Raw genomic sequence first — 26,072 nt, forward strand, 5'->3', positions numbered from 1 at the left:
ATCATTGTCTCATCGCACTCCAAACAGACTGGACAGGCGCGACAGCAAACCCTTGCGGTTGCTCCATTCGGCGAGACCATTGAGGTCGTCCGAAGTTGCGTCGCCATCGTCCTGATCCGCGTCGGGCGCTGCATCGTGCGGACGGTCCTGCTGCCGACCTTGTGCGGCAACAAAGGTTCCGCTGGCCTCGTCAAACACCCAGTTGAGCGGGCCGCTTGGCTGCAGGCCGGAAGGAGCCCCGGTCAGCACGATATCGTCGGTCTTGGCACTTGCATCGGCGTCAGACCTGGAATGCGCCGCCGCCGCACTGCGGGAAGGTCTTGCGCTCGGTATCGTCGAGACCTCACCAACCGCTTCGGCCGGCGCGATACCAGCGCTCTGGAGTAATCCATGCTCCTGCGCGCCGACAAAGACGCCCAGGCCATCATGGAAGAGCTGCGTGTCAGTCAGCTGACCGGCAGATCCGGCCTTCGGCAGTCGGCGCTCGCCGGCGGCCAACTCAGCCGACATCACGCCCGCCTCGCCCTCATCGTGATCCAAGCCCGCCTGATGACCGATTTCGTGGATCAGCACCGACAGAAGGTCCATCCGTCCATCGGCGGCGCCGCCCGGCAACGCCGTCAGGTGCCCGGAGGCATCGAGCTGGAATTCGCTGCTGTCGAGAGGCGACAGGTCGACGAACCAGCCCTGTCCGGCCGCGTTGCGGTCGATCAGCACCGCGCCGAACACCGATTGTGCCAGCGCCGAGCCAGGCAGATCGGTGATCTGGACATCCAGGTTCGACAGCTTGGCAAGTTGTGCCGCGTCGAGTTGGCCGCTGCCCGACCAGATCGCCACCGCCTGCGCCAGCATCGTCTTGGCCTGATCGATGCCGACCGCCGTTGCCGTGTCCGCAGCCTGGCCGAGCGAAGCGAGCGCCAGCTGATTGGAGCTGGTGCTGAACGCCGACGCGTTGGTGCGAATCTGCAGCCGGTCGAAAGACGCCCCTGCATTGCCTGTCACCAGACCGAACTCGCCATCGGCAACGGCTGCATTGAAGCCATAACTGCCGACGAATGCGCCGTTGACGGCGATCGAAAGGGCAGCACCCCGTATGGTCAACTGGACGTCATAGTCCGTCGTTGAACTCAGCGTGCGCGCGAAGCTCTGATCGATCACCGTGCCGCCCTTCGACGTCACGTGTCCGACCAAAACCTTCTGGCCGACCACATCCAGGGTGACGAACTTGTAGTTGTTGGCGCCGTAGTAGTCGAAGACGATGCCACCGGTTCCGGCGGTCTTCAACCTCGCCGTCAGTTCCAGATAGGCGTCCGCCCCGATCGCCGGGCCGACATCCAGCAGATTGGTGCCGGCGCCGGCTGCCGCATTGAGCCTGCCGCCCGAGAGCGTCCAGCCTTGAGCCGCGGTCTTCGACATCGGATAGGTCGGCGGCCCGTTGAACTCGGCTGCGTAATCGAGCGTGATCTGCGGCGGCAAGACCTGGACACGGAAGTTGTCCACCGTACCCTTCGAGCCGCTGTTGCCGACACCGACGAGGCCCTTGTTCAGCGCCACCGGCTGGCCATCGACGATGCGCGGCGCGAAGGTGTAGCTGAACCAATTCACGCCGGCCACGGTCAAACTCACGTTCGTGCCGTTGACTGCGAGCAGGACATCGTAAGCCTGGTTCGCTTTGAGTTGCACCGGCTTGTTGGACTTGACCAACTGATGCCAGCCGCTGGCGTCGCGGTAACCCATCTCGATCTGATCGTTCGAGATGTTGATGCCGGCATATTTGAAATCCGTCGGCGAATAATAGTCGAAGATGATGTAGGAGTTGGCCTTCCAGCCGCCGGTCGGCTTGTCGGCCGTCAAGGTCGCCGCGATCTCGTAGTAGATCGGCGTATAGGCGTCGAGATAGAGAACCGCGGCTGCCTGATCCCAGGTGCTTGCCGACTGAACGGTGAGCTTGCCGCTGGTGATGGCGAAATTGCCCTCGTCGACTGCCACGACCTTAGCATTGCCATCGTTGAAGTCAGCCGTGCGCAGCACGTCTCGCTTGCCGCCCGGGATGTTGCCGGCCTGGGGATCCGTCGGACCGCCGGTCTGATCCTGCCAGAAGCCATGATCCTTCTGGGTGATCAGGCCGATTTCACCTTCCACGCCGCCCATGAACATATGGACGTGGCTGTACTTGTCGTCTCCGTTGATGCTGCCAGTGTCAGCGGTGCGGGTGATGTCGACGCCGTCGCTGAATGCCTGCGCATAGAGGAAGTCGAACAGTTGCGGCGGCACCTGGCGGCTTACTGTCGCAATACCGAACGGTGCGAACGGCACCAGGTAGCTGTTGTACTCCCCGACCCAATCGATCAGGCGATCGCCACCGGTGTTGCCGATCAGGATGTCGAGCCCGGCCCCACCGAAAACGCGGTCCTCGTACATTGGGTGCGTCTCCGGCTGGTCGTTCAGCCAGTTGTTGGTCGAGAGTACATCGTCGGCGTTCATGAGGTCGTTGCCCCAGCCGCCATAGATATGGTCGCGGCCGGTGCCACCAACGATCCAGTCATTGCCCAGGTCACCGAAGACCGCATCGTTGCCATCGGTATTGCGTTGCGCAAACGCCGTCGGTGTGCCGTTCGGCGCAAAAGCGATCGCACCGTTGACCAGCGGCCCTTCATTGTCGACGAGGTTGAGGAAATACTGGCGCGTGGTAGGTGCCGGGCCGGCCTTCCATACCGAACCATCGTCGTTGAACATGATTGTCCGGCGCGGATCGTACTCGTCATAGAGGAAGAACTCGCCGAGCCGGCTCTGCACAGGCTTCGGTGCGTTCCACGGATCGCTGTCGGGACCGAACCGCAGCACGTCGCCAGGGTTCCATGGCCGCGAGAAGTCGGTGCGCACGATGCCGACGACATTGCCCGCCGCATCGAAGCGCTGCGTGTAGGAATCTGGCAGAGCTTCGCCGCCGCCGACCGCATCGTCGCCGGAACCGCCATGGATGAAGTCGTCACCCAGGCCGCCGAAAATGATATCGTCGACGACATTGGCGTCGAACAGCGGATTGTCGCCGCCCTGCGCGTTCGGCGTCAGATTGTAAGGGGTCAGGTCGACCGCCTTCTTCATCTTGCCGCCGACATTGATCGTCTCCGTCTGCACCTGTCCGGGCGTGTAGATGAACTCGTTGAGCACATCGCCCTGGCTGGTGCGCGTATCCGGATCGGTCGCCAGCAATGGCAGCACGCCGAACAGGCTTTCGCCGTAGGTCGCGCTGTTGCGGCTGGTGAAGATGCGGCCGTCGTCACCCAGGATGCCGTCCTCACCGGTACCACCTGAGATCCAGTCATTGCCCCAGCCGCCGATCAGATCGTCGTTCTCGGCATCGCCGAAGATCCGGTCATGGCCGCCGCCGCCATAGGCGGTGTCGTCCCCGGTCTCGCCATGGAACTCGTCATGGCCACCGATGTCCTGCTTGGCCCATAGGCCGAACTCGTTGCGATAGGCAGGATTGTTCGGGTTGGTTTTGGAGAACAGGTCTGGACGGAAGTCCGGGCCGCCCGGCGTGTAGTCGAGCAGATGGATGCCACGCACGACGAGGCGTTCGCCACCGGCACGCGCCGGGTCGTTCACGTCGTAATTGTACTGGACATAAAGCTGCTGCCCAACCGTGCCGTTCGGATTGATGTCGGTGTGATTGACGCCGACGATCCGCACGATGTTGCCGTTGTCACCGATCATGGAGTCGGCATCGCGAGCAAAGCGCGAATTGGCGAGCGTGCCGTCATTTGGCAAATTGTCGTCATTGCGGTCGATCTCGATGCCGGCGCCGCCGAAAATGTAATCGTCTCCGTCAGGCCGCGTATTCGGATCCGTGAGGCTGAAGAAGGACGAGGAACCGCCGATCAGATCATCCTGGCCGAGGCCGCCGAATATCTGGTCGTCGCCGCCACCGCCTTCGATATAATCTTGGCCGTCTGTCGCCGCCGCGAAGGAGGCGATCACCGTGAGCGGACCGATCGGATCGGTGACGCCGCCGGATGTGCGCGATGCGCCGACATGCGAGGTGCCGGCAAAGGCAAGCTCGATGCCGCCATCGCCCTGCACGACGTCATGGCCGAGCTGACCGAACAGTTCGTCATGGCCTTCGCTGCCGGCGATGTAGTCGTTGCCGAAGCTGCCGACGCCGGCCGTACCCTCGTCGAAGGCGAAAGTGTGCAGCGCCGCGTAATCGACCGAGTACTCGCTCCACCACGGAGCACCGTCCGGATCGCGATACCGCCGCGCGATGCCGTCGACCAGCAGCAGGCCGCTGTTGTCAGCATTGACCGTGCCGAGGCCGGCCGGCATCGGCCGGTCTGTACGGCTGTACATCAACGTTCCGGCCAGCGTCTGGAAGCGCAGGCTGAACGTGTCATCAAGCAGATCGCCGTCAGCGCCGCCCTGGCGCGACAGGTAGACGTTGTCGCCAAAGACGCGGTCGTCCTGCTGGTCGCCATCGAGCAGATCATGCCCGGCGCCGCCGACGATGACGTCACGGTCGAGGCCGCCGAACACAACGTCGTCGCCGCCATTCTGCAGTTCGGCCGATTTGATGCCGGTGACCAACACCAGCTCGGTCGTCTGGATACGCTGCTTCAAGGTCGACGGCAGGTTCGGATCGTCGACGAACATTTCTATCACACCATGATCGGCGAAGATGATGTCGTCGAAGTCGCCGAGCACGCCGGCAGCCGCGACCGAACTCGGCCCATAGCCGAGATGTGAGGCGCCATCGCCGAAGATCACGTCGTCGCCTGCATTCATCAGGTCACGAACCGACGACTTGACCGGCTTGATCGTCGTGCCGTTGGTGTCGGCATTCGGATTGGCCGAAGGCAACGGACTGTTGTCGACCGTGTCGATGAACAGCTGGCGCGTGAAGATGTTCACGTTGACGCCGCTATCGCCATAGATGTGATCCACGCCGCGATTGCCGATGATCAGGTCATCGCCGGAACCGCCGGCGAGGTGATCGCCAGCCTGGCTGCCGTAGATCGTATCGTTGCCCGCACCGCCATAGATCGTCAGGCCGACGCTCGGCAGGTTTGCCGACGGCGTGCCGGCGAACAAGGCGCTGGCGTCGATGATGTCGTTGCCGGCGAGCTTGTAGGGATTGGCGAGCGGGAACACCCACTCGTCATCCTCGTTCTCGCCGTCCTGCAGTTGCGGGAACGGATCGAACGGCTTCTCGCCGAATTCCATACCCAAGACATTGTGCGCCTGGCCGGAATACCAGATTCCGTCCTGGCTGGTGTCGCCATAGATGACCAGTGGCGAGTTCGGCCCGGCGCCGCCGGTGACGATAATATGGTCGCCACCGACACGCGTGCCACCGTCCAGCGTTATGTCGACACCGGCGACGGTCATCGCAACACCGGCTTTCGGCGTCAGCGCAACACTCTGCAGCGTTATCACGCTCGCAGTGAGCGCCTGGATGGTGAACGTGCCGGCAAATCCGCTCAGTCGCACTTTCTGGCCCACATAGAAGCCATCCGCCAGCCAGCTGCCGGCACTGCGTGTCAGGCTGTTGGTGGCGATGTTGACGGTCGCCGTGCCGGTGATGGCGCGCGGCTCCGCGACGTGCAGTGAACGCTCGGCATAGCTGTTGAACGCGTTGGGCGCGAGCACCGTGCCGGCTGGCTGGCCGGTGCGTGTGTTCGGTGCGCTGAGCACCAGCCTGCTGCCGTCACCCCATGTCAGCGCGGAGTTGCTCGGCGCCGGTAGCGTTGCATCGGAGATCGCCAGAATGGTGCGCGTATAGGTTTCGCCCGCAAGCTGGATCACCTGGCCAACCTGATAGCGGTCCTCCGACCAGTCGCGGCCGTCCTGACGGGTGACGATGATCTGTCCACCGGTTCCGGCGGCGATGTTCATCGGGCCGGTGCTTTCCAGATACATGTTGCCGCCGCCATGAACGAGCGTCAGCCCGCCATGCTGGCCTTGCACGTAGAAGCTCTTCACCGCGCCGTTTTGCGTCGCGAGCGGCGCGCCTTCGAGCGTAAGCGAGAAGCCGTCTTCCGATATCTCGATGATGCGGAAGTCACGCTTGCCGTTGGCATCGACCATCGTCACCAGATGTCCGGCGAGGTAGCCTTCAGCGGCCCATTTGACGTTGTCGTGGCGCGTGACGATGCCGCCGGTATAGGTCGGCTCGACATCGACTTCGGCCACCACGGTCTGCAGCACCGCATTGGTCACCGGGTTGATGCGATTGATGGTGCGCGGTGCTTCCGAGACCGGCGCGAGTTGTCCGCCTATGACGCGCATGACAGCGCCCGCGATCGCCACGATCTGATACTCGCCCTTCGCGAAGTCCTGGTTGATCGAGATGAAGTCTCCGACCGCAAAGCCGGCCCAGTTGCCGCCGTCGGTCCGCGTGATGATCCCGCCCGCTGTCGTCGTGGCCACATCCACCGGCTTGTTAAGCGTGATCACATCCTTGTCGAAGGCCGTGACGGTGTGCGCCCCATCCGCCACGCTGGCGAGGCTCGGTCCGCTCAGAACCAGGATCGAGTTGTCGTTGGGATCCGCACCTTCGGCCGGATTGGCCGGATTGATCAGCGCGTCATTGATAGCGACGATCGTCCAGATGCCCGGCAGGTTATCGATCTTCACCGTCTGGCCGACGAGGAAGCCCATCGCTTTCCAATCGAACCCGGTGCGCACGATGGTGCCGCCATTGACGCCGGATGGCGTTATGTCGAACGTGCTCGTCACCTGCACCGGCGGTGCGGGATTGAGCGTGCCGGAGATGACGAGCTTGTCGTTGCCTTCCCCGAGCATCAGGTTGACCACCTCGATGGTGCTCTTGGTGCTGTCGGTGCCGAAATCGCCGTTCTGGTCGACGCTGATGCGTCCGAAGCTGATGCCACCCGGGAAGAAGCCGGATTCACCGAAAGTCGGATCGCCGGTCACACCGAGCCCCAGGCTTAGATTGTCGGCCATGTTGAAGCCGGTGAGCGTCGTCGCCGTCATCACGCCGCCGACATCTTCCTTGCTGGTGTCGTTGAAGATGTTCAGGACGTCGATCTGTTGCGATTCCGGCGGCTGCTGGCCGATCGCGATCAGGAAGTCGTCGGCTTCGCTAGGCAGCTTGAGGCCGTTCTCGAGTGAACGGTCGGCGCCGGTGACGCCGCCCTCGACAGCCAAGGGTCCGCGCAGCTTGGACAGGTAATGGCCGGAAACCGGGAAGACCTTGACGCCTTCGCGGGTGATCGGCACTTCATATTCGGTGTCGGCGCGCAGCTCGACCGTTTGCTGCTGGTAATAGTTGGCCGGCGTGAACACGGCCACGGCCGCAGTGCGAACCACGCGCACATCGTTCAGCGTGTTGCCGAGATGCGGCAGGATCTGCGCGACATTGGTGCCGGTGATCTGGATCGTGGTGTCCTTGGTGTCGTTGTCACCGCGGATGATCGCGATCTTGAAGTCGCCGATCAAATTGTCGGCCGTATCGAACAGGCGGATCCACTGCCCTTCGAGGAAACCGAATGACAGCCAGCCATCATCCTTTTCGCCTAGTCCGGCGATGGTGATCCGGTAGGTCGGGAGACCTTCCTCCATGACCATCTCAAAGCGGATGTTGCCGGTGTACTCACCGTCCCGCGCCAGATCGGACAGGATGACGTCGTCCTTCGCGCCTGTCGCTGCCAACAGCCTGTCGACCTTGAAGAACTTTCCATCCGCATCGATCGAGGTGATGAAACAGTCGCCGCTGCCGGCGTCGGCATTGCCGATGCGTATCTGCTGGCCGACGAAGAAGCCTTCATCGACGAAGCTGCCGAGATCGGCACCGGTGCCACGCGTGATCTTGCCCAAGCCACCTTCGTTGGAGAAGACAAGATTGCCGTCGAATATCTGCGTAGGCCTGAGGCCGCCAATGATGCCGTATCCGGAGCCGGGCGTGACCGCGACGCCATTGACACTAACGACATCCGCCAGACCGTCCGTCAGGACCGCGACGCTGACGTTGGTCGACGGCGCCTTGGTCAGCCGGACCGTATAGTCGTCGGTGTCCGATCCATCGCCGTTGAGCAGCGTATTGCCTTCACTCTCCAGCACAACCGCGCCGGCGCTGTCATTGTCGATCACGTCGATGTCGACATAGCCCGGGCCTGAGCGCAGGTTCGGGAACACGTAGTTGTGGTTGGCGTCGACTGTCAGCGCCTGGTCGAGCTGGAAGAAGATCGCCGCTGTGTGCGGGTCCTCACGCGGGATGTCGTCGCGCGCTTCGATGCCGACGCGCACCGCATCGTCCCAGTTGCCGCTGTCGAAAGTGATGCGCCAGTAGCCGTCGGCACCCTTGAACATGCGATTGTCGAGACCGTTCGGATCGTCGACATCGTAGATCATGATGTTTTCGTCGCTGAACTCGTTGACGTACAGCTTAACGACGATCGTGTCGCCCGCGTCGGGCGCCTTGGCGAGTTGCACCAGGAGTTCGTCATTCAGTTTGGTCGTGGCATTGCCTTCGATGACCAGCGAGCGGCCATCCTCGGTGTTCGTGCCGGGCGTCACTTCGGTGACATAGATTCCGGGCGTGTCGTTGTCACGCAGGTCGACCTCGACGTTGCGTACGTCCGCCGCGTCGAAGGGATCGCCGTTCGGATAGGCCGCGGCCAGCAGTGCCGGCGCGACACCGCTGGTGTCGGAGATGACGCTGTGCTGTACGACGACCACCCGGTCGCCCTCGGCGCGCAAATCGTCGGGCGCATAAAGGTACACGTTCTGGGCCGTGTTCCAGTTGGTGCTGTCGAAGGCCAGCACGATCGAGCGATCGTTGATGATCGTCGCAACGCCGTTGATGGTGATGACATGCTGGAATTCGCCGTCGGTTCCGACGAGGCCGGGATCCAGCTTCGAAAGCCAGATCGTGTCGCCGATGCCATTCGGCAACGGTGCCGGATTGATCGGCGTGCCGTCTTCTTCCTGTTGCGGCGAACGTGCCGCCGAGATCGTCACATAGACGATCTGGCCGGCCAGCGGCGCCACCGCCAGCCTGACGGTGTAGCTGTCGACATTGCGCGGTCCGCCTTCCCGAACAGCGGTGAAGCCATCCGTTTCGTCGATGCGGACGATGCCCTCCTGCGGACCCGCCACGTGATAGTCGAAGCCGTCGACAAGCACGCCATCGTATAGTGGATCGCCCGAGGTGACGAGGTGGTCAACAGCGCCGGAGGCGCCTTCGAGTTCGCGCGTGATGATGTCTTCCGTGACATCGCCCGTGACATTGATCGTATCGGAACCCAGACCGCCGATAACGCGATAGGCTACGCCGAAAGCCGTCGATTGAACGAAGAATTCGTCATCGCCTTCAAGTCCGTCGACCTCGACCACTTCGATCGTGGTGTAGCGAACATTGACGCCGGCGCCGAAGATGCCCTTTTCGGTGATGGCGAAATCGTCGGCGAATTCCGTGCCGAGGATAACCAGCTTGTCGAAGCCGGTGCCGCCGTCGACCGAGACCGGCGCGTTGACGTTGTATTGCACTTCGTCCTCGCCGCCGCCGGCGCGGATGTCCGGGGCGCGCGCGACAGAGAAGCCTAGCCCGATGATCGGCTTGGCAACGCCAAAATCGTCGAGCACGATGACGTCGTCGGTATAGTCGTGAGGCGTCGAGTCAGCGTCGGCGAAGTTGATCACGCCATCGCCGTTGGTGTCGAGCGTAACCGCCGGCAGGTCGTCCTGGTCGATCGTGCCGTCACCGTTCCAGTCCTGATTGGCGACCGCCGCGATGGCGAACGCGCGGACGATGAACAGGTCGTTGTTGTCGTCGCCTTCGAGCCGCAGCTCGGCCTGGTTGGCATAGACCCGGAATTCGTCGTTGCCCGTGCCGCCCTGCGCCACCATCGGCGCACTGATGCCGGGGCTCAGCCAGCCGCGTGTGGTGGCCACCATGTCGGGGAACACGTCCTGGTCGAGCAAGCCGCCGCCGAAGAACGGCGTGACGCCGTTTTCCGCATCGCCGGTGCGCTTGGTGCCGAATATCTGGCCGATGTTGAAGGAATCGTCGCCGGCGCCGCCCTGCAGCGAAACAATCGCCGTGGTGTCGTCGGAGTAGAAATTGTCGTTGCCGCCCTGCCCCTCGATGGTGATCCGGCCATTCAGCGCGGTGTCGTAATTGATGCGCGCGACCTCGTTCGAGGGCTCGTTGTCCTCGATCGTGTCGGCATAGGTCTTTGGCTGTCCGTAGACCATGGCGACGTAGGCCGGACGGTCGGCGGCTTCGTGCGGCAGATAGTTGGCGCCGCGCAGCAGGAAGATGTCGTCGATCGGCTTGTTGCCGCCGACCAGACCGTTCTGCGACGAATCGTAGCCGAAGATGGTCAGTTCATCGACACCGTCGATGGAGCGCCCGCTGTCCAGGATGTTGATGACGTAATTGCGCTGGAAGTCGGTGCCTGCGGTGCCCTGCCCCGGATTGTTGGAGCCAAGCGTGTAGATCTCATAGAGATCGGAGCCCGACACGCCGTCAAGCGTGAGCGTATGCTCGGCCGCCGTCTGCATGTTCGGAGAGGTTTGCGTCGCGGTATCCTGGAGGTAGTAGACGCGGAAACGGTCCTCGCCATCGACGTTGTTCACATTGAGGTTCTGACTGCCATAGGCGCGCGTCTTCGAGCCGAGGAAGACATAGCCGGCGCTGCCCTGCGTGTTGGTGCCGCCGGCACCCGAGGTGTCGCCGAAGTTGATCGTGTCGACATCCGTGTTGCCGAAGATTCGGGTCAGCACGGTCGGTCCGGTGACCGAGTTCGCCGTCAATGTCGGCGTTGCCGAGCCAACCGGCGCGCCGATCGTCTTGTTGCCAGGCACCACGGTTGCGTTGGCGATGATGCGGCCACGCAGCACCATCACGGTGCCGAAGGCGACATCCAGATTGACGAGCGCATGGATGACGTCGTTGGTCGCCGACACGTCGCCATAGATGTCGATGCTCTTGGCCGCCAGCGTCTCGCTGTTGGAATCGAGCGTCACGTTATCGCCGACGCGCAGCAGCACGGAACCCTTTTCGGCGAAGATCTGGCCGTGTGCGATCGCACGCGGCGCATCGGGCTGGAAGGTCGGGAAGGTCGCGCCGTCTTCGGCAAAGCGGGCGCTGCCACTGTGCAGCAGGTCGAGGTTCTCGCCCTGAACCGAGGTCTCGCGCACAGTGATGCGGATATCGCCATCGTAGGCGTGAGCCAACACCAGCCGCAGATTGCCGGCGGTGCCGCCGGGAGCCTCCGGCGCTTCGGTTAGGTAAATGTGGGTGCCGGCTTCAAGTGCGACGTCGTCATCGCTGGAACCGCGTGATGAATCGATCTCGAGGTCGTTGGCAAAAGCGCCGATGGAGCCATTGCCATTGGCGTCCAGGTCGATGGTCTGACCCATCACGTTGGCAAAGTCGTCGCCCGCGCCGTTGTTGCGTGAATCCAGGATCGAGCCTGCGACGGTCCTTAGCGACACATCGCGGATCGTGTGCACGGTGTGAACATGCATGTCACCGACGACTTCGTCGAGGAAGATGCCTAACGTCGAATCCGCGGTGGTATCGAAGGCGCGCAGCACACCAAGTCCGCCGACGCCATTGCGGTTGTCAACGTTGATCTCGAGGAAATTGCTCGGTTCACCAATGCCGCCCAAGGGGGAATTGATGTCAAGCAGTGTGGGGCTGAGCACCTGGGCGGCCACTTGGAAATGGGTCGGATTAAACAGCCCCACGCCAGAGGCCATGGTGATGTTGCGACCGGAGACATCGGCCTCGACCAAGGCCGGGTTGCCGTTGTCATCGCGCGCATCGAGGATGCGCCGCGGCGAATACAAAAGCACATCCGAGGCATTGGAGCGAATGCGCTCGATGCGCATGTCACCGGTCTTTTCCGTCAGCGCGATATAGCCATTGGTCAGCACGTCGATGTCGCCATTGCCGGCGATCTCGGTGATGCCAAGTACGTTGACGGTGGTCGCCGTGGGCGCCGGATTGGCTGCCGCGACGATGATGTCACCGCCCGCAACGACCGAGCCCGCCTGCACCCCGGCCAGCGTGCGCAGGCCGGTTACCGGGTCGAGGCCTCGGAAATCATAGGTCGACGCAATCTCCGTGTTGCCGGTGGCGAAGACGCCGCGGCTCAGCGACGGAATTGCGCCTGCATCCGGCCGGAAGAAATTGTAGTAGGTCTGTCCGCCGGCGGGCAACGCCGGCGCCTTGACCAGCAGGCCGCCTGACAGACCGTCGCCGAACTGTTCAAGGCTAGCTTGCAGCAGCACATCCGCCGTATTGCCGGCGTTGATCCGGTCGATCTCGACGATGTAGAAGCCGCCGGCCGGCGCCTCGCGCAACAGCGCCTTGAGGTCGAGGCTGATGTTGCCGAGCGCGTCGGCGGTGAAGGTTTCAGCCGAAATCAGGCTGTGCAGATCGGTCAGCGCGCCTGCCGGCGCCAGATCGATGGCCGTACCGGCCATCGCGTTTGCCAGCGTGGTCGCCAACTTGACGCTCTGCCCATCGGGCGAAGCGATGACGTAGTAGTAGCCGCCGTCGATGAGCCCGCCGATGGTCGTGGTCACGGCATCGTAGCGCACCAGCTGGCCGGTGTAGAAACGGTTCTCGACTCCAAGGAATATCTGGTTAGTCAAGCCAGCGACACGGCCGGTGTCGAAGCCTATGCCGAGCGGCAGGCCGGAGCTGTCGACGATGTCGATATTCACCCGTGCACCGGTCGCGCCGATGTTTTCGTCGGCGCGAATGTTCAGGATGTGCGTACGGATCAGCGACTGGCGGCCATCACTGCCTGGGACACCGCGATCGTTGGTGGCGAACACCGATCCGTCAGTATTGACGATCGACGTCGTGCCGATCGGGTTGTCGATCGTGCCGTTGATGTAGATGTCTGAATGGCCACCGGTGTCGGTGATTTCAATCAGCGTCGGCGCGACTTCGCGCACCACGTTGAAGGTCAGTGTCACACTCTGCGACGGGTTGAGCCATGCCAGTGGCTGCTCGTCGGTGACGACATCGATATTGTTGATAATGATGTCCTTGTCGGACTCGTTGCGGATCGACACGCGCTGCAACGTATCACGGAACGTCCAGGTACCGCCGGCGCCGATCATCGAGTTCGAGTCGAACACGACGTCGCCGGGACCCGGATTAACGATGTTGTTGACGACAATGTCGTCGCTCTGGATCGTGTTGCCTTGGCCTTCGGTCGCACTGCCGCCGCCCGCGGTGTCATTGACCGACACTTCGACCGCGACATCGATCTCGCCGTCGGCGCCGATGACCAGTTGCTTGATGACCAGTTCGGGTGAACGGCCGGAAAGGATCAGCACGTCGGAATTGAAATTGATCGATTGCGGCCTGTCATCCGGGCTGCTGCCGCTCGACCCGCCGGCGGCGAGCGAGCGCTTGCTGTCATCGGCGTGATCCGTCTGCGAGATCGAGCCGTTCACGGTCGAGGCAAACAAGGCCAGATGCTCGGCCGAGCTTCCAGGCTCCTGCGGATAATCCGGATGTCCAAGCACGGCATCGCCGTTGTCGCGCGGACCGGCTGTCACCAACGCGCCTGCCGCACCGAAAATTTCGGACGAGACGTCGGTATCGTTATGCGCGTCGGAATCGACGAAGCCGAACAGGCCCGTCGATCGGGCATAGGATTTCGCATCCGTGTCAACATTGTCGTAGCGGGTGATGAGGTCAACGCCTTCCCAACCCGTCAGGTCGGCGCCTGCATTGACTCGCACCTGCGCATTAGGCCGTGCCGTGATCGTGCTTTCGGCCTCGCCTTCGCCATAGAATCCGGCGCCGCGCCCGTCGCTGCCGGAGAAGACATGGAAGTTGTCGACCCGCGCCGCGAGCGAGGTCCGCCGCGCGCTGAGCACCGCATTGGCCGCCAGCGAGACGATCGCGTCGGCCTGATCGGCGTCCGGATCGGCGTCCGGGGAGCCAATGTTGACATGCGTGACGGCGTCGCCGTCACCGCCGAAGCCGACGCCGGAGGCGGTCGATTTCGCCGTCACATCGACGGATGCATTCGCCGTGGCCTTGGCCAACTGACCGGCAAGAACGATGGCGTTCGAGCCGATTGTCGAAACCGTATTGTATTCGATGCGGACCTCGGTGCTCGGGTCGGCCAGGCCGACCGCACCGCCAGCGCTCGCCTGCGAGGAGGCGCTGGCAATGGCATTGCTTGCCGAGGCAAGCGTGAAGTTCTTGCCCGCCACGATGCGCGTGCCATCACTGATCGTCGCCGTGCTCGTGATGTCCTGGAAGCTACTCGCGTCGGCATCACCGACGGCGACGAAGCCGCCCGTGCCGTTGACCGCGTAGCTGGACGTATTGGTCGTCGCCGACGCGCTGACAGTCACGTCGCCCACCGTCGTGATCTGCGTCGCGGAGATCGTCGCCGAGACATTCGGACTGCTGAAAACGTCGGCATCATTGCCGTTGACTCCAACGAACCCGCCGCCGGACCCCTTCGAGTAAGCTGACGATACGCCGTCGCCCGATTGCGGTGCGATTTCGCTGAGCGGAACTTCGCCCGGACCGAACAGGAACTGGCCCGGCGCCGCCGATGTGGCGCTGTCATTGATGTCGATGCGCAGTTGCTGCTCGCTGTCGCCGGCTGCCGAGATGTCGACCGCAAGCGCAGTAAGGCTGTGATTGCCGTGGGGGCCAGCAATTGCCGTCGGCGTCAGAATGATCTGACTGCCGCCGCTCGGCGCATTCCACAGTTCGAACGTGTTGTCGCCGACGCCGCTGACGCCGCGCACATAGTAGGTCTTGCCGTCTTCGAGCCCGCCGATCGGCAGATTCTTGGCATTGACCAGCGAATGCGTATCGCTGGAGCCGACATTGAGCGCCGGATTGGCGCTGAGACCCTTGTTCGGGTTCAGCGCGATGATCGGCTGATCGAAGTCCCTCGTCAGCGTACCTGCTGTGACGATGTTCTTCTCAAGAAGGGTCAGCGTATCACCGGATACGCCGACGATCGTGTACGTGCCGGAATTGACGAGGCCGCCGCTGATGAACAACGTGCCGTTTCCAAAGCCGTTGTCGGCCCAGTTGAGGCCGTCAGTTCGCTTGATCTGGTCGCCAGCGGCATTGCGAATGAACTGCACCTGTTCGGTGATAGCGTCGTTACGCTTGAGCTGGATCGTCGAGGAGTTGACGACATGCACGCGATAGGTCTGGCCGTCGACCAGGCCGCCGATCGCCAGACCGGTTCCTCCGCTCGCATTCTTGACGTCGTAGACAACGTGCTCGCCCTCGGCGAAACCGTGCGCCAGCGCATTTCCGTTATCGTCGAAGAAACGGATGTTGTCGGCGTTGGCATCGGCGATCGGCGATCCGTCGGGATTGAGGCTGCTCGAATTGACGTCGACCTGACGACTGACGAAGGTGCGCGCGTCCGGTGCCTCGTAGGTCACCGCCGTGCCGTTGACGAAGCCATGCCCGGCGATGGTTATGCTGTTGCCCGAGACATCGTCCGGCTGGAAATTCTTGAGGTAATTCTGCGGGTTGACCGCCTTGTCGAAGCTGTTCACCAGCTTGATGTGTGACCCGTCGATAACCAGCACATAATAGAGGTTGCCCTCGGTCAGCCCAAAGCTGTCGACTGTCTCGTCCGGTCCCGGATAGTAGCGGACGGCATCGCCGCTCAGGAAATTATGGCCACCCGCGAACTCGATGATCTCGGTGTTTGGATCGATGTCGGCGGCGTTAAAGACGGAGCCGAAATAGAGCGTGTTGGGATCTGTCACGCCTGCATTGACGACATTGATCACGCTGTACTGACGGTTCACCGCCGGATCGGCCGGATCCGGCCACTTGAGGCCGGGAATAACGGCACCGCCGCTTCCGGCATCATATTCGACCGTATCGCCGGTCACCAGTCCATGCCCGTTCACGGTGATCGTGTTGGCGGTGCCGTCGACATCGACGATTTCGTAGGTCGGTTGCTCGCCGGGGATCGGCGAGGCGGAGGCTTCGACCAGGATATCGCCGGTCGCGTTGATCACCACGCCGGCGCCGATTGAACTCGCGACCGTCGGGTTAACATGGGTTTCCGAATCGGCGTCCCCAACCGCGGCTATGCCGCCTATTGTGGACCCGACTACTTTCGAGTCGCCTTCCGTCTGGGCCTGGGCCTTGAGCCGCACATTGCGTGCCGATTGGATCGACGTGTTGTTGCCGATCGAGGCGCTTACCGAAGACGGGCTCGCGGTCGCGGTCGCGCGATTGACGGTGATCCCTGCCAGAAGGCCTCCGCCGGCTGTTTCGGCTACGGCAAGCGCACCATTTACGGCAAGCGCTTCGATCATGATGTCGGTAACCGAGACGATGTTGGCGTTCATCGCGGCGTTGCTCTGGCCATTGGCCTCGGCTTCAGCCAACGAAGCACCGACCGCAGCCGCCCCGAATGAATTGGCCTCGGCATTGGCGACGGCATAGTTGCGAATGCGCGACTTGATGTTGATGTCACCGGTGATGGTGAATGCGCCGCCGGCGCCGATCGTGGTGTTGGCAACCGCATTGGACCTTGCGGTCGGCACCGAGCCCTGGCCGCTGAACAAGCCACCGCCGGAGGCTTCCGCAAAGGCCTTCGCCCCGCGGTCGGTCGCCGTCTCGCCATCGTAATTGTGCGACGACAGCATGACGATGCCGCCAGCGTGAATCGTCGAATTGCCCCCGATCAATGCGGCCACCGTCGGGACGACATTGACTGTCGCCAGGCTGGTGCCGGCCGCCAGTGCGCCGACCGAAAGTGCGAATATGTCGCCGGTCGCATCGTGCAGCGTCCACGCCTCGACCGTGAGGAGGCCCGTTGCCTTGATGTTGGCGCCGCCGCCAACCGATGCCTCTACGTTCGGCTGAACATCGACGAAAGCGAAATTGAAGGTCAGCGCGCCGAGCCCGGCAGCCAGCGCAAAGGTGTCGGAATCCACGTTGATCGTCGAGTCCGCATGGACCGTGATGGCCCCGACAGCGTCGATCTGCCCAATCTGACTGCCCGCGCCGATCGTAGCCAGGACTTCCTTGGTGTTGTCGTCGTCATCGCCGATGGTGACGTCGCTGTAGGACGCACCGACGGCCACCGCGCCGGCTTGTATGCCGGTCGTCAGCACGTCAAACGTCTGGTTGCTGCTCGCCGAGACCGTAAGGCTGGCCGCGCCGTTGACCACTGCGTTGTCGAGCAAGCCGGCCTGAACGCGGCTGGTATCGTTGACCACCGCGACCGATGCACCGAGGCCGACGAAACCGGCCTGCAAGGCGACGGTCGTGACATCGATATTCTGGCCGAAATGGCTTTCAACGCGGATGGCATTGCCAGCCTTGAGGTTTCCGCCGGCCTTCGCTCTCACCTGGCCCGAGACATTGACGACGGAAATCGATGCGCCCAGGCCGACAAGACCGGCGCCCAGGCTGCCGACCAGGATGTTGGCTTTCATCTGTTCACGCGCGTTCACGACGATGTCGTGCCCAGCCTCGACCGTCGCACCGCCTTCGACGGAGGCGGTGGTGCCGCGCTCGTCGGTGACGGCGGCGGTCAGCTTGTTGGTCAGGGCGCCTGAGGTCAGTGCGTTGGCGCCGACCTTGTCGCGGGCGCCTTCAACACCGGCCTTGACCCGTGAGTCGGCCGTGTTGCTGTTGGCGCCGCTGCCGAAGCGGCCCAATTCCCCAGTGATGCCTGCGACGCCACCGTCGGCCTGTTCGCCGGCCTCGTCATTGGCGGTCTTGGAGCTTCCGTCGTCCTTCGTCGCGTTGCCGCTGCCACCCTGGTTGTCCTCGTAGGAGTCGGTGAACGCCTCGCCGATCGACCAGACCGATATGGACGCGCCGAGCCCGGCGACGCCGACGCCGCCGCTGAAGGCGAACCCACGCAGAACCTTGATTGCGACCGCATTGACCGAGACGTCACCGCGCGCCCGCACCATGGCGTTGGCGTTGATCGCGGCAACCGTATCGTTCTTGATGCTGCCGAAGTCGATGCCGCCGGCCAGACCGACGAAACCGGCGCCGAGAGCGCCCGCGAAGGACGTGACCCGAACCTCGTTGGCCGCGTTGACATAGACGCCTTGTGCACCCGACACCGTGCCTGGGTGGGCGAGGTAATCTGCAGCGCCCTGATTGATGTCGGCGCCGACGCCGATCAGCGCCTTGGTGTCGGAATTGAGCAGCGTCACGGTGACGGAGCCGGCCAGACCGACGTAAAGGCCGGCGGCACCGGCGACTGTAACGTTGGTGACCTCTTCCGAGGATTCCGCCTGAACGATGACTCCATGCGCCTCGGCCGTGCCGAAGCCGCTCGGATTGCTGCCGCCGACGATCGTGCCGGTCAGCACGCCGCCGATGCCGGTGCCGTTGCCGGACGCGTCGATACTGGCATTGTCGCCGATCGTCGCTTCGGTGAGCTTGTCGACATTGACGACCGCGACCGATCCGGCGGCACCGCCGCCCGACAGGCCGATAGCGACCGCACCGGCGACCACCACCACCTCGGAATCGTCCTTGGCCATGACCGCGACGTCGCCGCCGGCGACAATCGTCGCGTTGGCGCCGACGCGGGCATAGGTTTCGGTGTCGAACGACAGCACCGAGACACCGCCCGCCAGGCTGACCGTGCCGCTGAAGGCAAGGCCGGCGGAGACGACGATGACTTTTTCCTTGGACGTGGCGATCACCGCAACATCATTGTTCGCCTTCACATCCGCGCCGTCATTGATCGTCGCGAACGTGTCAACCTTGATCACCGACACGTCGACGCCGGGCGCGCCCGCGCCCGCGCCGCCGAAGGCCGCACCGGCCCCGACACCGACATGGCTGAAGTCGCTCGCCGCCGCAACCAGGACGGATTGTCCTGCATTTCCGGGGCCGGCCATGTCCTGGTTGATCTGCGCATCAGCTCCGATGAACGCCTTCGTCTTGGTATCGACGACGTTGACCGCAGCACCAACAGCCACGCCGACCGAACCGCCGCCGCCGACGGAAATTGCAAAAGTCTCGACATCATCCTTCGCCGAGGCCGAGACAGCCACGCCACGGAAACCGGTGTCGACCGACGCGGTCGCAACCCGGTTCTGGGTCAAGCCCGGATCTTGCTGGACGTCGTCGCCACCCTCCTGGTCGAGGTTCTTGAACTGGGTGAGGCCCGACGGCGTACCAGCCTCCAGGCTGCTGGCGGTCGGCTTGTTGCCGCCCTGCGGGTCGAAGCTCGACATAGCCTGGCTGCCCGCATAGTCGACGGTGTAGCGGCCGGTTCTCGCCGCGACAGTGCCGTGGCCCTCGCCGGTGACGCGTGCGCCTGCGCCGATGAAGGCATCAGTCACCTTGTCGACAACAGCAACGCCGGCCGCGACGCCGACACCGGCGCTGCCGCCGATCGCCACGCCGCCAACGATCAGGTCCATCTCGGTCTCGTCGATTGCTTGGACGAGTACGCTGCCGCGTGCCCGCACATCCGTCAGGCCGACGATCGGCGCCAGCGGATCCGATCCGATGAAGGCGCGGGTCTTCAGGTTCAGCACGAAGACATCGGCCGTCAGTGTGACGCCCGCGCCGCTGGACGCGCCCGCGGCCACGGAGAACGAACCTATGTCCTCGTTGCCGGTTGCCTCGACCGTCACATTGCCGTCGACGTCGATGTCGGCGCCCGCTTCGATCGATGCAGTCGTCGTCTTTGTCAGCGTCGACACATTGACGCCGGCGCCAACGCCAGCACTGCCGGCGGAAACCGCGAGCGAACCCGCGATTGTCAGGATATTGGTTTCGTCATTTGCAAAGACCGAGACGCCGGGATCGTTGGCGAGCGTCTGGCCGGAAACCTTGCTGTTTGCGCCGATGCGAGCCGTCGTTGTCTCGGTCAGCACTGTCACGGCGACCGAACCGGCGACCGCCGCCTGCGCGGAAGCCGCGCCGGCGGCGGCGATGATCAGCACCCCATCGGTCGAATTCGCCGATACGGAGAGGCCGTTTGCGCCACCGGTGACCACGTCGGCGTCGCCATAGAGCTCCGCCTTCACATCGTCGAGATGGACAAACACCGTTCCGGAAATGCCGATGCCGGCGCTTTGGCCGAACGCCGCCGCGCCAGCAAGCAGGAACACGTCCGCGTCGCCGGTCGCCGTCACGGAGACATCTCCGCCGGCGCCCAGATGCGATTTGTTCAGCGTGCTGCCGGCCTCGACGAAGGCTTGGGTCGATGTGTCGAGGTAAAGCACGCCGACAGACGCAGCGACGCCGGCTGAGCCGCCGGCGCTGCCGCCGAACGTCGCCGCGATCGAAGTGATGTCGTCGAAGGAGTCGGCATTGATGACGATATTGCCGGCAGTCGTATCCAGATCCGCCCCACCACCCATCCAGGCGCTCGTGTTGCGCGTGATCACCTGCACGTCCAGGCCGATGCCGACGCCGGCATTGCCGTTCAGCGTGAGGCCGATGCCACCCGCCCCGCTGACCACGGTCAGCAGGTCCGTTGCCTCGATCTTGATGCCGGTTCCGGCCTCGAGGTCGGAGTTGTCGTTCACCGAGGCGTGCGTCTCCATGAAGATCACGTTGACGCTGGACGAACCGCCGATGGCAAAGCCGCCGGACGCACCGGCGATGCCGGCGGCGAAGCTGGTGACGGCCAACGAGCCGATGACCGGCAGGTCTTCCGAGATCGGCAGCAGTTCGGCATGCGAGGTGACGTTGATCGCGCCCTGCGCTCCGGCGTCGAGATTGATGCCGGTCTGAGCCTTGGTGTTGAGATCGTTGACGATGTTGACGGTGACCGCGATGCCCACGCCGCCGCCGCCGCTGCCGGTGCTCAAAGCCGCACCGCCGGCCAGGTTCTGCATTTCATTGAGACTGACGGCGCCGATCTCGATATTGCCGGTGTTGGCGTCGAGATCGACATTGTCGCCGACCGATGCCAGCGTGTTGACATCGAGATAGTTGACGCCAACCGAGCCGCCGATCGCAGTGTTCTTCGACACCGCGCCGGAGAGGGCGCGCGCCTGGAACGTGTTTTTCTCTCCATTGCCGGTCGCGGCGCGGACCTCGATCGATCCGGCGGTCAGATCGGCGTTTGAACCGATCATCGCGTTGTTGTCCAGCAGCACGATGTTGAGGCCGATCGCGGCGGCAACGCCGGTGTTGGAACTGGTGTTCGTGGACGTCGCGGTGGCCAATGCCCGCGCGTCGGTCGTGCTAATCGCCTCGACCTTCATCGCGCCTGTACCGGCGATCGTCACATTGCTGGCGATCTGCGCCTGGTTGTCCGCATCGAGGAAGTTGACGGCGATCGTCGCGGCCACATTGGTGCCACCGGAGCCATTGCCGCCCTGCGTACCCTTGCCGGTCTGCCCACTGCTGTTGCCATCGGCCTGGCCAAGGCTGCTGCCGCCGCTCTGCGAGGGCGTCTTGGTGCCGCCGCTCTGGTTCTTGGCCATCTCGGTCTGGTTGGTCGTCTCCTGATCGGAGCTGGCACTGTCCGTTGTGCCATCGGACTTCTTGGTGGATTGGCCCTTCGAGCTCGCCTTGGACTCTGCCTTGGTGTCGAGTGTCGAGGTCGCGGTGATCGTCACCGTGCCAACGTTCTGGAAATTGCGGCCGAGGAAAGCGTCGTTGGTGACTTCGCCGATATTCAGTGCAATCGACGCGCCGACGCCAACGCTGCTGCCGGCGGCTTCGCCATCGGCAAGCGTGTGAACCGTACCGGTGTGCGAGGCTTGCGCGGCCAAATTGCCCGTCAGCGTGATCGTTGCGCCGCCGCCGGTGCCGATGTGCGCATCCGTATCGTTATCGACATAGGCAACAGCGATCGCGCCGCCGATGCCGGTAGCGCCTTCGGCGCCAGCCTTGGCCGTCGTCGTCAGCGTATCATTGGATGTCGCGGTGACGGTGAAATTGCCTGTCGTCCCGCCAACCATCCCGCCGTTCTCGATGCCGGCAAACGTGGTGTTCAAGCCGATGCCGAGCGCGATCGACGCGCCGACGCCGACGCTGCCCGAGCCGCTTCCGGCCCCGGAGGAGGTCGCCGTCGTTGTGGTTACGGTCGTGTTGATCGCCGTGAGCAGAACATTGCCGCCGGTCAATGTAACCGTCGCGGCGCCGCTTGCTGGCTGATCGGCATGGTCGAGACCAATCACGCCAAGCGTGTCGGTATCGGCGAAGCTCAGCGCGAACGAACCGGCCACGCCAATATCGCCGCCGCTGGCACCGGAGGTCGACTCGGCGCCGAAACGATGCGTCACGTCACCGCCGACGTTCTTCATCTTGGCTTCGGCTTTCACCCCGTCGGCCGTAATGATGCTGCCAGCCCCAATCGACGCCTCGTTGCGCATCGTCGCGATATTGATCGCCACTGCGACACCGACAGCGGTGCCGCTGTCGCTCGTCTTTGCGGTGCCATCGGCTTTCGCCGTCGCATCCATATTGTTGGACGACTGCAAATTGAGTTCGCCGACGCCAGCGCCCTCACCGGCAACAACCGTGCGCCCGTCATTGATCGACGCCACCGCCAGTGACGACGAGACATTGAGGGCAAGCGCTGCCGCGACGCTGACATCGCCGCCGCCGCTCCCACCTGAACTGTTGGCCGACTTGCTGACGCTGTCGCCATCATTCGACTTGCTGTTGGCCAGACCGACTTCCTTGTCCCGTTGCTCGTCGGCCTTGGTGTTGCCGTCCTCGTCTTTCTCGGCGCCAGCGGCACTCGCAATCGACTCCGCCTTGCTGGAACCGTCATTGGCGGCCGACAGACTGATCGATCCGTTCGAACGAAGATTGCGGTTCGATGTCGAGAACGCACGGTTGTCCACGAAGGCAAGCGCGATCGCCGCGCCGATCGCCGTCGAGCCGATGGCATCGCCATCGGCCAGCGTCGTGCTCACGCCATGATTGCTGGCGCTGGCCGACAAATTGCCGGTGATGTCGAGTTCGCTGCCGGAACCGATGGACGATTCCGTATTGTTGTCGATGACGTCGATCGCCACCGCACCGCCGATGCCAACATCGCCGCCTTCCGCGCCCGCTTCCGCCGTGGTCGAAGCTGTATGGTCGCCGGTCGCAGTCATGGTGACAGCGTCGGCGGCAACGATGGTCGCGTTGTCGCGGATCGATGCCGAGGTGGAATTGTCGACGATGGTCAGGGCGACCGAACCACCGATGCCGAGTTCGCCTGCGGCGCCGCTCGCGTCGTCGGGAACCGCATCGGTCACGACGTTGGTGGTGGAATGGGCGGTGAGCGACAGATCCGCGCCATTCAGATTGATCGAGGCGTTTGCCGCGACGTCGGCGGAAGCCTCGGTGATGACGATATTGATGGCCAGCGAACCCGCGACCTGCGTCTTGGAGCCTTCGCCGGCGCCGGAGGTCGCCTGGGCGATGAAGCTGTCGCCGACCGCAATCGTGGCGCTCAATGACACCGCACTCGCCGACAGCGACGAGGCGCCGCCGAGATAGCTGCGCGTCGTGACGTCGGCAATGCTCAGCGCCACTGCAACGCCGATGCCGGTTGCGCCATTGGAGGAGGAATTCGTGTTGGTGCCGTCCGCCGTCGCCGTCACCTTGTCCGTCGATTGCGCGGTCAGCGTGATCGTGCCACCGGATGTGAGCGTGGAGGCCTGAACGAAGGCTTCGGTGGTCGGCCGATAATCCGACACCGTCACCGCGCCAGCAAAGGTGATATCGCCGCTGCTGGTCGTCGCCTTGTCGGACGTGATGCCGTCCTTATTGGGGTCCTTCAGGCGCTGCTCGGATTCGTTGTCACCGCTTGCACTTTGGTCCGATCCGCCTGCCGTCGACTTGGCGATCGTCGTGATATTGCTGGTCAGCGTTGCGCCCAGCGCGATCGAATTGGGCGTATCGCCGGCATTCGCGCCAATCGTCGAACCGCCCGAGACATTGGCGCGGGTCGTCGCATTGACTTCTGAAACCGCAACGCTTGCGCCCTTGCCGCCGCTACCGCCATCGGCCTCGGTCGTCATCGTCAAATTGCTGGTCGCAGTCAGCGACACCGCGCCCGAGACGCTGAGCACGCTGCCCGCGAGCACTTCGGTGATCGCGTCGCTGATCAGAACGGTGACGGAAACCGCCGCATCCTTCTTTTCATCGTTGTCGGAACCGGCATCGGACTCGTCCTTCGCGGTCAGCGTGACGGTTACGGTGCTCGACGCCGACAGGCTGACTGCGGTCACATTGGTGCTGCTGAACTTGACCCGCGCTTCGGGCATGATCGTTGCGATCACACCCGCGAGCGGCCCAACTTCGAAAGTCTCAGCCTCGACATTGGCGGTCGCGGTTGCGGTGAATTGAGCCGCGCCCGTCACGATGATCGTGGCGCCACTCAGGTCGATGATTACCTCCGGGGTCGCGAGATACGCGCCACCCGTGATTTTTCCATCGTCCGCCGCCGCTGCTGTCAGGGTCACCGAACTGGCATTTATGGTGCTGGAAACGCTGATCTTCTCGGCATTGACGGTAACTGCGCCGGCAGTCAGCGTCCCGGAGATCGTCACCTCGTCCTTGCCGTCCTGGCCGTTAATGATGAGTGCGGTTGAACCGAGGTTCACCGCATTGTTGATGGTCAGGGTATCCTTTGAAAAAATAGGAAAGCCAGAATCATCGCCGAGATTGATGGTCAGGCTGGAGCTGGGCTTGTTGAAAGTGATCGACTCGAATGAACCTAGGAGGCCTGACGACAGCGTCAGTGTCGCGCCATTGTCGATCAGAGTCGCTCCATCGTCGGCATTGCTGGTCGTGATGACACGGTCCGCAACGACACTGTTGTCGGTGATCGGTTCGAGCCCGTCATAGCGGAGCACGACACCGTCACGCGTGATCGTGCCCGACGTCGGCCCAGTGGCTACATACTTCACCGAGGCGAAGGTGCCGCCGTCGAGAACCATGCTGTCGAAGCCGGCATCGCCGCCGGCCATGACGCCACTCAATTTTCCAGCAGCACCAACAAAAAAGGTGTCCTCGTTGCCAGCGGAACCGATCAGGTTCTCGACCGTAACGAAGGACACCCCAGCAACATCACCCGAACCGTCGCCGGTGAGATGCCAGTCGGTGTCCTGCGGAGGCCCGACCACAGCGTCGCTGCCGGCGCCGCCACTCAACACAACCCTGCCAGCCAGAGCGGGGTCGATCTCGCGCAGCACAAAGCTGTCGTCGCCCGCGCCCGCGTCAACGGTCAACGAGACCGTCGGAGTTGTGAATTTGTAGGTGATCAGATTGTTAAATGCTCCAGCGTCAAGCACCGACAGACCGTCACTGGAATCATCTGAACTGCCGATGCGGATCACCCGCGCTTGCCCGGAAGTGTCGGCATAAATGCGCTGGCTGGCCGTCGTATTGTCCTCGACCGCGCCGACGTTTGCCAGGCCAATGCTATGGGTCAACGCCCCGGCTTGCGCGGCAATGCTGCCTGACAGGCCGGTGTCGGTCGCCAGCCGCACGGCGTCGAAGCTGCCGCCGGTCATGGCAAGCGTGTCGTTGCCGGCACCACCGTCGAAACGCACGTCGAGCGCCGCCAGGAAGTCTTCGCCGAAGTCTATGGTGAGCTTGTCGTCGGCAGCGGTGCCGCGCACCACGATATAGTCGATCTGTTGCGCGTTGCGCTGGTCGACCAGCGTACCCGTCTTGTTGTCATAGATCTGGATCGCCTGGATCAGATTGTCATAGCGCAGCGAATAGTCGGCGCCGGCCAAGTCGTTCATGTCGACCGCGAAAGGCAAGATGTCGGCCGACAGCAGATAACGCGGCTCAAGCGCCTCAAGCGCCAGGTTCGGCAGATCTGATGTCTTGCTGGGCCGTCGGGCTCGCCCCGGCGAGCGCCGCAGCAGCGAACTCGCCAACCACCGACCAAATACGCCAGGGATTGGCGTCTCTGCTTTGCTGGCTAATCTCTTCTGAAATGCCTCAAAAAAAGCCGACCTCGACAAAATGTTCATTTTGTCCCCCCTGATATACCAGTTTGGGCTAATTTACCGAAATCTAACGTACATCCGAAAATTCTTGAGTGCAAGGCGATCACGAAACCGCGACGAGTCTATGTTTATGTAAAATTTGCGACAATATGAACCATACGCATATA

General features: G+C 63.1%; 1 protein-coding gene. It reads right to left on the reverse strand.

What is annotated here, in order from left to right; translation table 11 throughout:
- Positions 1–9: 9 nt before the first annotated feature.
- Positions 10–25,833: an LEPR-XLL domain-containing protein gene (locus FJ527_RS15555; RefSeq protein WP_181166364.1), complete on the reverse strand. Its 25,824-nt coding sequence runs from the start codon at positions 25,831–25,833 to the stop codon at positions 10–12.
- Positions 25,834–26,072 lie beyond the last annotated feature (239 nt).

Source organism: Mesorhizobium sp. B2-4-18, assembly GCF_006441385.1.
In the GTDB taxonomy this organism is placed as follows: Bacteria; Pseudomonadota; Alphaproteobacteria; order Rhizobiales; family Rhizobiaceae; genus Mesorhizobium; species Mesorhizobium australicum.